Raw genomic sequence first — 13,249 nt, 5'->3', positions numbered from 1 at the left:
CTGCGGGTCCGTTGTGGCTGAGCGCGCCCACGCGGCGGAGCCGCACATCGAACACAGCCCCGCGCCCCTGAAGGGGCGCTCCCATCAACGGCGTTGAAAAGTCCCCTCTCATGGAGTGAGTGACACGTGACCGTCTTGCACGATTCCCCCCACGCGCCCGTCGTCGACGACGAGGCCGAGATCCTCAACCTCTACCGGGCCCACCTGAGCAAGGGCCGGGCCACGCTCGCCGAGCTGTTCGGCAGTCATATGGAGGTGGCGTCCGAGGGCGCCTGGCTCACCACCAGTGACGGTGAGCGCTTCCTGAACGCGGGCGGCTACGGCGTGTTCATCATGGGCGCCCGGCACCCGATCGTCATGGAGGAGGTGGAGCGCCAGCTGCGCACCCACCCCACCGCGACCCGCATCCTGCTGGAGCCGACGGTGGCCCGCGCCGCCGAGGCGCTGGTGTCGGTGCTGCCCACCGGCCTGGACCGGGTGCACTTCGCGCTGTCCGGCGCCGAGGCGGTGGAGACCGGCCTGAAGCTGGCCCGCGCGGGCGGCTTCAAGCGGACCGTCTCGATGCGCGGCGGCTACCACGGCAAGACGCTGGGCGCCCTGTCGGCGACCGCGAAGGAGGTCTACCAGGCGCCGTTCCGGCCGCTGATCCCCGACTTCCAGCACCTGCCGTTCGGTGACGCGGACGCCCTGGAGGCCGAGCTGAAGGCCCACCCGGGCGAGGTCTGCGTGATCCTGGAGCCGGTCCAGGGCGAGGGCGGCGTGATCATCCCGCCCAAGGGCTACCTCAAGCGGGTCGAAGAGCTGGTCCGCGAGTACGAGGGCTTCCTCATCCTCGACGAGGTGCAGTCCGGGTTCGGGCGGCTCGGCGAGTGGTGGGGCGCCGACCTCGAAGGCGTCGTACCGGACGTGCTGCTGGCCGGCAAGGCGCTCGGCGGCGGTGTGATGCCGGTGTCCGCGGCCATCGCCACCCGCAAGGCGTTCCGCCCCTTCGACAAGGACCCCTACGTCCACACCGCCACCTTCTCCGGGCAGCCGGTGCTGATGGCCGCGGTGATGGGCGCGGTCCGCGCCGTCAAGGAAGAGCGCCTGGTCACCCGCTCCATGGACCTCGGTGCCCGGCTGCTGCCGCGGATCGCGGAGGTCGCCCACCGCAACATCCCCGAGCTGGTCGTGGACGTCCGCGGCCAGGGTCTGCTCATCGGCGTGGAGCTGGTCGAGGCGGGCCTCGCCGGTGAGCTGCTGATCGAGCTGTTCAACCACGGCGTCGTCGCCAACCACTCCATGAACGGCAGCTCGGTGATCCGGTTCACCCCGCCCGCGGTGCTGAACGACACCGACCTCGACTACCTCGTCAACTCCTTCGATCTGGCCACCCGAGACCTCATCAAGGGCGCGGCCACTATGCCGGAAGGCGGTAACTGATCGTGCGGCACGTCGAACTCGAAACCCTGATTCCCGCGGCGCAGGCAGAGGAGGTCCTGCACGCCGTACGGCGCTTTGAGAAGTACCCGGACCTCGCGCCGCACGTCAACGCGACCACCGTGCACTCCGCGTACCCCGAGCCCAAGCCCTCCTCCAGCTGGGAGCTGCACTTCCGCAGCGGTCTGCTGCGCTGGACCGAGGACGACACGGTGCTGCCGGAGGCGGGCGAGATCCGCTTCGAGCAGTCCGACGGCGACTTCGACTCCTTCACCGGTGTCTGGTCGGTCAAGCAGAAGGGCGATGACGTCGTCGTCCGCTTCGACGCCGACTTCGACTTCGGCATCCCGAGCCTCGAGGGCATCCTCGACCCGATCGCCGAGCGGGTCATCAAGGAGACGGTCGCCTGGGCCCTGACCGGTCTGTACCCGGCCGTGCGCATCCAGGGCGGCATCGAGCTGAACACGCCCGCCACGGTCGGCGCGTAACACGGGCCGAAGGAGCTGACCATGGACCAGGCGAACCCCTTCGAGACCCCACGCACCTACTCGCTGCACCGCGCCGAGTACCTGGTGGGCCTCGCCGTCACCACCGGGATGATCATCTACCACTTCGGTGACATCCGCTGGCTGCCGGCGCTCGGACTGTTCCTGTACATCGACGTGATCGGCTACATCCCCGGCGCCATCGCCTTCCGCAAGAGCGGCGGGCAGCCGATCCACAAGGCGTACTACGTCCTCTACAACGTCATGCACAGCCTCATCACCCAGGGCGCGGTCGCCGCGCTGTGGTGCCTGCTGGTCAAGCCGGAGTGGGCGCTGCTGGTGCTGCCGTTCCATCTCTTCGGCGACCGGGGCCTGTTCGGCAACTTCATGAAGTCCTTCGCGCTGCCCTTCGAGCCGGTGCGCCAGGAGGGATACCTCCGCCTCCTGGACGATCTGGGGCTGCCGCACCCCAAGCCGGTCGGGCACGCGATGGACCCGGTGCCGGTCGGGCACGTCCCCGCGCGTCCCGTCGTCCGCGAGACGGAGGCCGTACGATGACCACCGCCGCGACCCCGGTGCGCCGGGCGGTGCGCCAGGACCCGGCCGAGCGCCGGCGGGCCCTGTACCACCTGGCCTCCGCGGTGTCCGTGCTCACCACGGGCCCCGAGGAACGGATGCACGGCACCACCGCGAGCACCGTCACCCTGGTCTCGCGCTCGCCCCTGCTGGTCGGCGTGGTGCTGCGGGCGGGCTCGTCCTTCGCCCGGCTCGCCGCCGCCGAGGGCCGGTTCGCGATCAATGTGCTCGGCGGCGAACAGGCCGATGTGGCACGGCGGTTCGCGGACAGCTCGCGGCCCGACGGCAGCGCGTCCTTCGCCGGCCTCGCCTGGACCGCCGACCGCTACGCCCAGGCCCCGCTGATCGCGGGCGCCCTCGCCCACTATGTCTGCCGGTTCCACTCCGCGCACGCCGCGGGCGACAGCGAGCTGCTGCTCGGCCATGTCGTCCGGGCCACCACGGACGAGGGCCTGCCGCTGCTGAGCTACACCGGCGGGCTGTTCGCCGGTTCCCTGCGTCCGGCGAAGGAGACCGCCGCATCATGACCGCACCCGTTGCCCCCGAGGCCGACTGGGAGAAGGCTCCCGGTCTGCTGGACGGCGCGAAGGAACTCACCCTCGGCCCCGAGGACTGCGACCTCGCCTACTGGTTCACCTCCGTCGCCCAGGGCACCCTGCGCGACCGGGGTGCCACCGGCCACCACGCGAACGCCCTGACCCCCGACTTCCTGAAGGCCCCCGGCCCGCTGCGCGAGGCGCTGATCCTGGAGTTCGGCTTCCGGGCCCTCTCGGAGGAGCTGGCCACCCGGCTGCTCGGCCACTACGTGACCATCGCGCCCTCCATCCCCGACATGGAGTTCTACGCCACCCAGCTGATCGACGAGGCCCGGCACGCCCGCGTCTTCCGCCAGCACCTGGTGGACCTCGGCGTCCCGCAGAGCACCCTGCTGCGGGAGATCGAGGAGATGACCGAGGACTACCGCAAGCGGGTCCTGAACCCGGTGGTGGACTTCACCCTGGACATCGTCCGCGACAGGGCCGACTTCCCCGGCGGCGTCGGTGTGTTCGCCATCATCATCGAGGGCGTCCTCGCCCCCGCGGCCGAGCTGAGCGAGCGCAAGTGGACCCCGCTGTCCCCGGCGACCGGCGAGATCTCCCGCGGCACCGCCATCGACGAGATCCGCCACCTCACCGTGGCCAGCACCATCCTGCGCGACCACCTCATCGAGCACCCCGAGTACACCCCCCGGCTCCTGGAGATCCTGCGCTCGGGCGTCAAGCTGTGGGACGAGCTGCCGGACCGGGAGTTCGTCATCCACCGCGAGGAGCTGTTCCAGGACGGCATGTTCCGGCATGCCGACCTGATCGGCGACTACGAGGTCTGGCCGGGCGTCCGCCTCCTGGACACCAGCCCCGACCAGCGCTACGACATGGCCGAGCAGTGGACCGACGAGATGGCCGAGGTCCGTATGAAGTACATGGGCCTGCCCGTCGAGGTCCTCGCCTCGGAGGCCGGCGCATGAGTACCGGGCGGGCGGCGGTCGTCACCGGGATCGGCTCGTACGTCCCGCCCAACATCGTCACCAACGAGGACCTCTCGCAGCGCCTCGACACCTCCGACGAGTGGATCCGCACCCGTACCGGCATCGCCGAGCGGTTCTACATCACTCCCGGCACCTCCACCGGCGACCTCGCGGTGGAGGCGGGCCTGAGGGCCCTGAAGTCGGCGGGCGACGAGCAGGTCGGCGCGGTGGTGCTCGCCACCACCACCCCGGACCAGCCCTGCCCCGCGACCGCCCCCCAGGTGGCCGCGCGGCTCGGGCTCGGCCAGGTGCCCGCCTTCGACGTGGCGGCCGTCTGCTCCGGCTTCCTGTACGGCCTCGCGTCCGCCGCCGGGCTGATCGCCTCCGGGGTCGCCGACAGCGTGCTCCTGATCGCCGCCGACGCCTTCACCACGATCATCAACCCGGAGGACCGCACCACCGCCGTGATCTTCGCGGACGGCGCGGGCGCGGTGGTGCTGCGGGCCGGCTCGCCGGACGAACCCGGCGCGCTCGGGCCACTGGTGCTCGGCAGCGACGGGGAACTGAGCCATCTGATCGAGGTCCCGGCGGGCGGCTCCAAGCAGCGTTCCGCGGGCCGCCCGGCCGCCCCGGAGGACCACTACTTCCGGATGCTCGGCCGGGAGACCTACCGGCACGCGGTGGAGCGGATGACCAGCGCGTCCACCGAGGCCGTCGAGCGGGCCGGCTGGCGTCTGGACGACGTCGACCGGTTCGCGGCGCACCAGGCCAACGCCCGGATCCTGGAAGCCGTCTCGGACCGGCTCGACATCCCCGGGGAGCGGCGGCTCAGCAATATCGCCCGGGTCGGCAACACCGGTGCCGCCTCGATCCCGCTGCTGCTCGCGGAGGCCACCGCGGACGGCCGGCTGACCGCGGGGAACCGGGTGCTGCTCACCGCGTTCGGCGGCGGGCTCTCCTGGGGCGCGGCCACGGTCGTCTGGCCCGAACTCCAGACCATCTGACCGATCGTCAGAGAAGACCTTCGAAAGGAATCGTCATGCTGGAGCAGCTCAAGGAAATCCTGTCCAACAAGCTCAAGGTGTCGCCCGAGGCCATCACCCCCGAGGCCACCCGGGAGGACATCGAGCTGGACTCGCTGGCCGTCGTGGAGCTGTCGCTGCTGCTGAAGTCCGAGCTGGACCTGGACGTCAGCGACGACGACCTCCTGGAAGCCGAGACCGTGGCCGACATGGTCCGGCTGATGGAGGAGCGGAGCGCGAAGGTCTGATGGCCGCGATGGACATCGCCGTCACCGGGCTCGGTCTGATCACCCCCGGCGGGATCGGGGTCGGACCGAGCTGGGCGGCGGTCTGCGACGGCAGGCCGGCCGCGGCCCTCGATCCGGTGCTGGCCGACAATCCCGTACAACTCTCCTGCCGGGTGCCCGGCTTCGATCCCGAGAGTCTGCTGAGCGCACGCCGGGCCCACCGGCTCGACCGGTTCGTGCAGTTCGCGCTGGTCGCCGCGCACGAGGCGGTGGCCGACGCGGGCCTGGACCCGCAGACCTGGGACGGCGCCCGGGTGGGCGTGGTCCTCGGCTGCGCCGACGGTGGCCCGGGCACGGTCGAGGAGCAGCACCATGTGCTGCGCGAGCAGGGCGCGGACCGGGTGTCGCCGCTGCTGCTGCCGATGCAGCTGCCGAACATGCTGGCCGGTCAGACGGCCATCGAGTTCGGGGCGACCGGTCCCAACCTGGTGGTGGCCACCGCGTGCGCGTCCGGCGCGACGGCCATCGGCACCGCCCGGGACCTGCTGGCGCTCGGCCGCTGCGACATCGTGCTGGCCGGCGGCAGCGAGGCCATGATCACCCCGCTGGTCATGGCCGGGTTCGCCCAGATGGGCGCGCTGTCCAAGCGGCACGACGACCCGGCGTCCGCGTCCCGTCCCTTCGACGCCGACCGCGACGGGTTCGTGGCCGGCGAGGGGGCCGGGATCCTGGTGATGGAGCGCGTCGCCGACGCGCGGGCCCGTGGCGCGCACATCCACGGGCGGATCATCGGGTACGGCGCCACGGCCGACGCCCACCACATGACGTCGCCGCATCCCGACGGCGCCGGCATCGAAGCGGCGGTCCGCGCGGCGCTCGCCGACGCGGGGGCCGACCCCGACGACGTCCAGCACGTCAACGCGCACGGTACGTCGACGCCGCTGAACGACCTGTCCGAGGCACGGATGATCCAGCGGACGCTGCGCGGCGATCCGGTGGTGACGTCCACGAAGGGTGTCACCGGGCATCTGCTGGGCGCGGCGGGGGCGGTCGAGGCCGCGTTCACCGTGCTCAGCGTGGAGCACGAGATCATTCCGCCCACGGCCAACTTGGTGATGCCGGACGCCCGGATGGAGATCAAGCTGGCGCAGACCCTGACCGAGATGCCGATCGATCTGGCGCTGAGCAATTCCCTCGGGTTCGGCGGGCAGAACACCGCTCTGGCGATCGCGCCCGCCTGAGCGTCCGCCCCGAGTCACAACAGCCGTCCGCTGAGCACGTTCCGCGGGCGGCTGTTGGCCTTGATGTCACCCCCCACAGTCCCCACCCCACTCCCCATATCTGGAGCCCCCATGTCCACCACCAGTGGTTCGCCGCCCGTGTCCGGGCGGCTCGGTACCGCGCACATCCTGTTTCTCATCGTCGCCGCCGCGGCCCCGCTCTCCGCGATGGTCGGCACCGTCCCGCTCGCGTTCGCGTTCGGCGACGGGGCCGGGGTGCCGGCGGCGTTCCTGTTCGCCGGGGTGACCCTGCTCTGCTTCTCGGCCGGATACGCGGTCAGCGCGCGGCGCACCGGCGGGTCCGGCGGTTTCTACGCCTCCGTCGCCGACGGGCTCGGCCGGCCCCCGGCGGTCGCGGCCGGATACATGGCACTGCTGTCATACAACTGCGCGACCATCGGGCTGGCGGGCGCCCTCGGCTACTTCACCCAACTGGTGCTGGCCGCCCATGGGTTGACGGTGTCCTGGGAGTGGTGCGCGGCGGTCGGGCTGGTGCTGACCGCGGTGCTCGGCTACCGGGAGATCGCGCTGAGCGCCCGGGTGCTGGCCCTGCTGATGCTGGGCGAGATCGGGGTGCTGGCGGCGCTGGACGTGGCGATCCTGGTCCGGCACGGGGTGCACGCGCTGCCCGCCGCCTCGTTCTCCCCGCACACCGCCGCGGGCCCCGGCGTCGGTGTCTCGCTGATGTTCGCCTTCGTGTCCTTCATCGGGTTCGAGTCGGCGGCGCTGTACGGCAAGGAGGCGCGCAACCCGGAGCGCAGCGTGCCCCGGGCGACATACGCGGCCGCCGCGCTGATCGCCGGGTTCTACGCGCTGACCAGCTGGCTGGCGGTGGGCGCGATCGGCCCGGACCGGGTGCGCGAGGTCGCGGGCAAGCAGATGGGCGATCTGTTCTTCGGGCTCGGTGACGACTTCCTCGGCACGGCGGGCAGCACGATGCTCCAAGTGCTCCTTTGCACCAGCCTGTTCGCGGCGACGCTGGCCCTGCACAGCGCCGCCAACCGCTACGCCCAGGTCCTCGCCCAGGACGGGCTGCTGCCCCGGACGCTGGCCGCCGAGCACAAGCGGCACGGCTCCCCGCACCGGGCGAGCGTCTGGCAGAGCGTGGTGACCGCCCTGGTGCTGGCCGGGTTCGCGGTGGCGGGCCTGGACCCGTACGCCGACCTGACCACCAGCATGCTCGGCCTCGGCACCCTCGGCATCGTCACGCTCCAGGCGCTGGCGGCCCTCTCGGTGCTCGGGCTGCGGCTGCGCGCCGGGCACGGGCACTGGTGGAAGGAGACCCTCGCCCCGCTGCTGGGCTTCGCCGGGCTCGCCACCTCCGTGTGGCTGGTGGTCGGCAACTTCGACATGCTCACCGGCTCCCCCTCCAAGGTGATCGCGGCGCTGCCCTGGCTGCTGCCGCTGGTCGCGCTCGGCGGGCTGGCGTACGCGGCCCGGCTGCGCGGCGCCCATCCGCTGCGCTACCGGCAGCTCGGCACCCGGCACACCGCCGCCCCCGCCACCCCCGACCTCTCCCCCACCCCGTCAGGAGACCGCCATGCACGATCCCAATGAGCTGATCGAGGCCGGCGAGGACGCCAAGCGCCGCCTGGCCCGCCGCCGTTACGACCTCGACCTGGAGGCCGTGGGCGGTGCGCTGCGCGCCCGCTCGGCCGCCAACGCCGAGGTGACCCGGCTGCGCACCGAGCTGAACAGAACGGCCAAGGCGCGCCGTTCGGGCCCGCCCAGCGAGGCCGAGAAGGAGGCCGCGCGGGCACTGCGCGCCGAGGTGCAGCAGGCGGAGGGCCTCGCCCGGGTGGCCGCCGGGGACCTGACCGAGCTGCTGCTCGGCATCCCCAACCTGCCGCTGGACAGCGTCCCGGACGGCGACTCCGAGAAGGAGGCCGTGGAGGTACGGCGGGGCGGTCCCGCGCCGCGTCCGGCGAAGGGTGCCCGGCACCACGCGGAGATCGGCGAGACCCTCGGCATCCTCGACCCGCCGGCCGCGGCCAAGCTGTCCGGCGCCCGGTTCAGCGTGGCGCACGGCGCCGGGGCCCGCCTTGAGCGCGCCCTCGCCGACTTCTTCCTCGACCTGCACACCCGCGAGCACGGCTACACCGAGCAGTCGGTGCCGTTCCTGGTCTCCCGGGACACCATGACCGGTACCGGGCAGCTCCCCAAGTTCGAGGAGGACCTGTTCCGCACCCAGGTCGGCGAGCGGGAGCTGTTCCTGATCCCGACCGCGGAGGTGCCGCTGACCAACCTGGTCTCCGGCGAGCTGCTGGACGCGCGGGCGCTGCCGTACGCCTTCACCGCCCGCACCCCCTGCTTCCGCGCGGAGGCGGGCGCGTACGGCCGGGACACCCGCGGTGTGCTGCGGCTGCACCAGTTCGAGAAGGTGGAGCTGGTGCGGATCTGCGCGCCGGAAGAGGCACAGGAGCAGCTGGAGTTGATGGTCGGGCACGCCGAGGAATGCCTGCGGCGGCTCGAACTGTCCTTCCGCACCGTGCTGTTGCCCGCGGGTGACATGGGCTTCTCGGCGCGGATGACGTACGACATCGAGGTGTGGCTGCCGGGCGGTGACGCCTTCCGGGAGATCTCCTCGGTGTCCGACTGCGGCACCTTCCAGGCGCGGCGCGCGGACATCCGGGTCAAGCGGGCCGACGGCCGCAAGTCGCCCGCCGCCACGCTGAACGGCTCGGCGCTGCCGATCGGCCGGACGGTGGCGGCGCTGCTCGAACAGGGCGTGCAGGACGACGGTTCGGTGCTGCTGCCCGAGGCGCTCCGGCCGTACACCGGGTTCCGGCGGATCCTGCCGGGCGGCACGACCGAGTGACACCACGGGAAGGGGGCGGGTGCCGGTCCGGCACCCGCCCCCTTCCCGTGTCCGCGCCGTCAGGCGCCCATCATGTGCACCCCGCCGTCCACATGGACGATCTCGCCGGTGGTGCGCGGGAAGAAGTCGGACAGCAGGGCGACGACCCCGCGCGCGGCCGGCTCCGGGTCGGTGAGGTCCCAGCCTGCCGGGGCCCGTCCGGTGGTCCAGACGTCGGCCAGTTCGCCGAAGCCGGGGATGGACTTGGCGGCCATGGAGCGCAGCGGGCCCGCCGCGACCAGGTTGCTGCGGATGCCGAACTCCCCGAGGTCGCGGGCGAGATAGCGGCTGGTGGACTCCAGGGCGGCCTTGGCGACGCCCATCCAGTCGTAGTGCGGCCAGGCCACGGCCGCGTCGAAGGTGAGCCCGACGACCGAGCCGCCGCGCCGCTTGAGCAGCGGAAGGCAGGCGGTGGTCAGGGACTTGAGGGAGTACGCCGAGACGTGCACGGCGGTCGAGACGTCGTCCCAGGTGCCGTCGAGGAAGTTGAAGGCGCCCTGGGGGCCGAAGGCGATGGAGTGCACCACGCCGTCGAGGCCGTCGGTGTGCGCGCCGAGGCGTTCGGCCAGGGTGTCCAGGTGGTCCTGGTCGGTGACGTCCAGCTCGATGACGGGGGCGGGCTTCGGCAGCTTCGCCGCGAACCGTTCGATCAGGGAGAGCCGCCCGAACCCGGTGAGCAGCACCTCGGCGCCCTCCTCCTGGGCGATCCTGGCCACATGGAAGGCGATGGAGGCGTCGGTGACCACGCCGGTCACCAGGATGCGCTTGCCCGCGAGGATGCCGCTCATGCCGACACCTTCTTCGGCAGGGCGCTCACCAGCGGGGAGTCATGGTCCTGGGGGCCGACCGCGCTGCCGCCGCCGGGCGAGCCGAGGGCGGCGAAGAAGTCGGTGTTGGAGGCGGCGTGGTCGTCGCCCCACTCCTCGGGCAGGTCGTCCGCGAAGTAGATGGCGTCGACCGGGCACACCGGTTCGCAGGCTCCGCAGTCCACGCATTCCTCCGGATGGATGTACAGGGCGCGGCGGCCCTCGTAGATGCAGTCCACGGGGCATTCGTCGACGCAGGAGCGGTCCTTGATGTCGACGCAGGGCAGTCCTATGACGTAGGCCATGCTCAACTCCTTGATCAATAGGGGTTGTTCACTTCAGGGACACACCGGTGGTGCGCTCGCCGAGGGACAGCACGGTGACGGCGAGGACGGCCATGGCGGCGGCGATGACGGCGAACAGCGCGCCGGGACCGTGCGCGTCGAGGACCGGCAGCAGCGCGAACGGCAGGGCGCCTGCGCTGAGTTTGGACAGCGAGTAGGCGGCGCCCGCGGCGGTGGCCCGGATCTCGGTCGGGTACTGCTCGGAGAGGTAGACGTGCGAGACGCTGGAGAAGACGTTGCTGAACAGGGTGTAGGCGAACCCGCACAGCACGATGAGTTCCGCGGATCCGGCGTAGGCGAAGCCGAGCCCCGCGACCACCATCGCGGCGGCCGAGAGGGCGACGAGAGTACGGCGTTCCATGCGGTCCACGATCGGCAGGACGAGCGCGGAGCCCACCGGGTAGCCGAGGAAGGACAGCGCGGTGAAGCCGAGCCCGGCGACGACGCCGTAGCCCTTGGCGGCGACGATCTGCGGGGCGAGGGTGCCGAAGCCGTAGTAGCCGACGACGGACAGGATGCAGAACACCCACAGCACGAGGGTGCGGCGCAGCAGGCCGGGCCGGAAGATGTCGCGCAGCCGGGTGTCCCGCGCGGGGGCGCCGGTGTCCCGTTGCGGGGCGGGCGGCTCCAGGGGCAGGCCCGCTCCGGCCGCCTCGGCCTCCAGGCGGGCGACCAGGTGGTCGGCCTCCTCGGTGCGGCCGGCGGCGGCGAGCCAGCGCGGGGACTCGATCAGCTGCCGGCGCAGCACCCAGACGGCGGCGGAGCCGAGGGCGCCGAGCACGAACAGCCAGCGCCAGCCGGCCACCCCGAGCGGGGACAGCGGGACCAGCCACAGCGCGGCGAAGCCGACCGCGGGCACCCCGCAGAAGGCGAGGGTGTAGGCCCAGGCGATGAACCGGCCGCGTTTGGAGGCGGGCAGCACATCCGCCAGATAGCAGTCGGACAGGGCCTGTTCGGCGCCGATGCCGAGACCGGCGAGGAAGCGGGTGACGATCAGCCAGGCCGCGTTGGGCGCGAAGGCGCCGAGCAGCGAACAGGCCGAGTAGATCGCCAGGTTGATCAGGAAGGCCCGACGCCGGCCGAACCGGTCCGCGATCCGGCCGAGCGTCAGGGATCCGATGAACTGGCCGACGAACGCGGAGGCCAGGACGAGTTTGAGCGAGGTCGCACCGAAGCCGAAGTCGCTCTGCAGCACCTTGCCGATGGTGCCGGAGAGATTGTTCTCGAAGGTGTCGAAGAACAGTCCGACACCGATGACCGCGGTGAGTCTTCGATGCAGGGGAGTGATCGGCATGCGGTCCAGGCGGGCGCCGATCGAGGCGGGAGCGGTGAGACCGCCGGCCGCGGCGGTGGTCTGGGACATGGGGCTGGCTCCTTGGAAACTGCTGTCGCACGCTTTCGCTGCGCTTTTGGGGAAGGAACCGCCCGGGTCACCGGCGGACCCGGGCGTGCGGCCCGGGGGCCAGGTGTGGGGGTAAGTCGTAGGTGGTCAACGGGGGTTGGACGATCAGGCCGCTTCCATGGCCTGGCGGCGGATCTGCTCGTCGACGTCACCGCGCCGCACCGGCGCGCTGACCTTGTGGAGGAAGGAGGCGACCTCGCGGTACGAGCGCCAGAAGCCGACCTCGTGGTACGGCACGCCGCGTTCGGCGCAGTACTCCATGGTCAGTTCGCGGGCGCGCGGCAGGCTCTTCTGCGGCATGGCCGGGAACAGATGGTGCTCGACCTGGTAGTTGAGGCCGCCGTACAGGAAGTCGATGAACAGGCTGGGGCGGATGTTGCGGGAGGTGAGCACCTGGCGCTGCAGCCAGTCCAGGGTCTCCTCCTCGCCGTCGCGGACCTCCATGCCCTTGTGGTTCGGGGCGAAGATCATGCCGAAGTACACGCCGAGGGCGGCGTGCTGGACGACGATGAAGGCGACCGCGAGGCCCGGGGACAGGACGGTGAAGACGCAGGTGAGGTAGACGGCGGCGCGCAGCAGGATGAGGGAGGTCTCCAGCAGGGGACGTTTGGTCTTGCCACCGGTGATGGACACGACCGCGGTCTTCAGCATCTTGAAGCCCTCAAGGACCAGCAGCACGAAGAACATCACGCTCTGGTAGCGCACCACGAGCTTCTGGGTGCCCTTGCGGGTCGGGTACTGCTTGATGTCGAAGATGGCGGTACGCCGGCCGATGTCCGGGTCCATGTCGAGGTGGTTGGGGTTGGAGTGGTGCCGGTTGTGGTGGTTGACCCACCAGCCGTAGCTGACCCCGTTGACCAGGTTGGCGTGCACGTAACCGACGGCGGAGGCGGCCTTCTTGCTGCGGAACATGGCCTTGTGGCCGGCGTCGTGCCACATGAACGCCGACTGGCCGCCGCACAGGCCCATCCACACCGCGGTGAGCAACTGCCACCAGGTGTTGCCCAGTTCGAAGAACGCGACGAACCCGACGGCCAGCAGGGCGGTGTTGAGGGCGAGCTTGCCCACGTAGTAGCGCGGGTCCAGATCGAGGAGTCCCTCGGCCTTGACCCGTTTGAGCAGTTCGGCGAAGGTGGCCGACGCGCCGGTGCGTTCGCCGCCCGGTGCGGCCGCGGCCACGGCTTCCTGTATGTGCGGACGCTGCATGCGTTGCTCTCCTTGGGAGAAAGTGCCCGATAGCGGGCGGCGGCGCCGGGGCCCCGCGGACCTGCGGACCTGCGGGCGCCGCGAGTCGACTTCAGCTCCCGCGTGGCGTCACCGCCGCGGG

General features: G+C 71.6%; 14 protein-coding genes. 10 read left to right on the top strand and 4 right to left on the bottom strand.

What is annotated here, in order from left to right:
* Positions 1 to 126: 126 nt before the first annotated feature.
* From ACLF5H_RS35715 to serS, 10 genes are all read left to right on the top strand, one after another.
* Complete coding sequence (locus ACLF5H_RS35715; RefSeq protein ID WP_421680151.1) at positions 127 to 1,422, top strand: aspartate aminotransferase family protein; 1,296 nt, start codon at positions 127 to 129, stop codon at positions 1,420 to 1,422.
* 2 nt (positions 1,423 to 1,424) lie between these two features.
* A complete protein-coding gene (locus ACLF5H_RS35710; protein ID WP_421680150.1) occupies positions 1,425 to 1,907 on the top strand; it encodes a type II toxin-antitoxin system RatA family toxin in 483 nt (160 codons plus the stop codon).
* A gap of 21 nt (positions 1,908 to 1,928) precedes the next feature.
* Entirely contained in the window at positions 1,929 to 2,462 is a 534-nt protein-coding gene (locus ACLF5H_RS35705; RefSeq protein ID WP_421680149.1) for a hypothetical protein, read from the top strand.
* The gene (locus ACLF5H_RS35700; protein ID WP_421680148.1) at positions 2,459 to 3,007 is read left to right on the top strand and encodes a flavin reductase family protein; all 549 of its coding nucleotides are present in this window, start codon (positions 2,459 to 2,461) and stop codon (positions 3,005 to 3,007) included. The genes ACLF5H_RS35705 and ACLF5H_RS35700 overlap by 4 nt, the downstream gene beginning before the upstream one ends.
* Positions 3,004 to 3,984: a VlmB-like protein gene (locus tag ACLF5H_RS35695; protein ID WP_421680147.1), complete on the top strand. Its 981-nt coding sequence runs from the start codon at positions 3,004 to 3,006 to the stop codon at positions 3,982 to 3,984. Before ACLF5H_RS35700 ends, ACLF5H_RS35695 begins: the two co-directional genes overlap by 4 nt.
* Positions 3,981 to 4,988 (top strand): beta-ketoacyl-ACP synthase III, encoded by a 1,008-nt coding sequence (locus tag ACLF5H_RS35690; RefSeq protein WP_416485636.1) that lies wholly within the window; start codon positions 3,981 to 3,983, stop codon positions 4,986 to 4,988. The genes ACLF5H_RS35695 and ACLF5H_RS35690 overlap by 4 nt, the downstream gene beginning before the upstream one ends.
* Before the next feature lie 35 nt (positions 4,989 to 5,023).
* The gene (locus ACLF5H_RS35685) at positions 5,024 to 5,254 is read left to right on the top strand and encodes a phosphopantetheine-binding protein (protein WP_010983730.1); all 231 of its coding nucleotides are present in this window, start codon (positions 5,024 to 5,026) and stop codon (positions 5,252 to 5,254) included.
* Positions 5,254 to 6,474 carry a beta-ketoacyl-[acyl-carrier-protein] synthase family protein gene (locus ACLF5H_RS35680; RefSeq protein WP_421680146.1) on the top strand — a complete coding sequence of 407 codons (1,221 nt, stop codon included), beginning with the start codon at positions 5,254 to 5,256 and terminating at the stop codon, positions 6,472 to 6,474. Before ACLF5H_RS35685 ends, ACLF5H_RS35680 begins: the two co-directional genes overlap by 1 nt.
* Before the next feature lie 111 nt (positions 6,475 to 6,585).
* Positions 6,586 to 8,070: an APC family permease gene (locus ACLF5H_RS35675; RefSeq protein WP_421680145.1), complete on the top strand. Its 1,485-nt coding sequence runs from the start codon at positions 6,586 to 6,588 to the stop codon at positions 8,068 to 8,070.
* Entirely contained in the window at positions 8,054 to 9,331 is a 1,278-nt protein-coding gene (gene serS, locus ACLF5H_RS35670; protein WP_421680144.1) for a serine--tRNA ligase, read from the top strand. The genes ACLF5H_RS35675 and serS overlap by 17 nt, the downstream gene beginning before the upstream one ends.
* Before the next feature lie 59 nt (positions 9,332 to 9,390).
* Here the strand turns inward: serS and fabI are convergent, their stop codons facing one another.
* The 4 genes from fabI to ACLF5H_RS35650 form a co-directional block, all read right to left on the bottom strand.
* Positions 9,391 to 10,158: an enoyl-ACP reductase FabI gene (gene fabI / locus ACLF5H_RS35665; RefSeq protein WP_199571368.1), complete on the bottom strand. Its 768-nt coding sequence runs from the start codon at positions 10,156 to 10,158 to the stop codon at positions 9,391 to 9,393.
* Complete coding sequence (gene fdxA / locus ACLF5H_RS35660) at positions 10,155 to 10,481, bottom strand: ferredoxin (protein ID WP_421680143.1); 327 nt, start codon at positions 10,479 to 10,481, stop codon at positions 10,155 to 10,157. Before fdxA ends, fabI begins: the two co-directional genes overlap by 4 nt.
* 28 nt (positions 10,482 to 10,509) lie before the next feature.
* Positions 10,510 to 11,883, bottom strand: coding sequence for an MFS transporter (locus ACLF5H_RS35655; RefSeq protein ID WP_421680142.1), 1,374 nt, complete (start codon positions 11,881 to 11,883; stop codon positions 10,510 to 10,512).
* Positions 11,884 to 12,027: 144 nt separating this feature from the next.
* Positions 12,028 to 13,128, bottom strand: a complete 1,101-nt coding sequence (locus ACLF5H_RS35650; protein WP_421680141.1) for a fatty acid desaturase family protein — start codon at positions 13,126 to 13,128, stop codon at positions 12,028 to 12,030.
* Between the last annotated feature and the right edge of the window lie 121 nt (positions 13,129 to 13,249).

It is taken from the genome of Streptomyces sp. LaBMicrA B280, from assembly GCF_049222185.1.
Classification (GTDB): Bacteria; Actinomycetota; Actinomycetes; order Streptomycetales; family Streptomycetaceae; genus Streptomyces; species Streptomyces murinus.
This window is presented reverse-complemented; position numbering and strand designations above follow the sequence as displayed.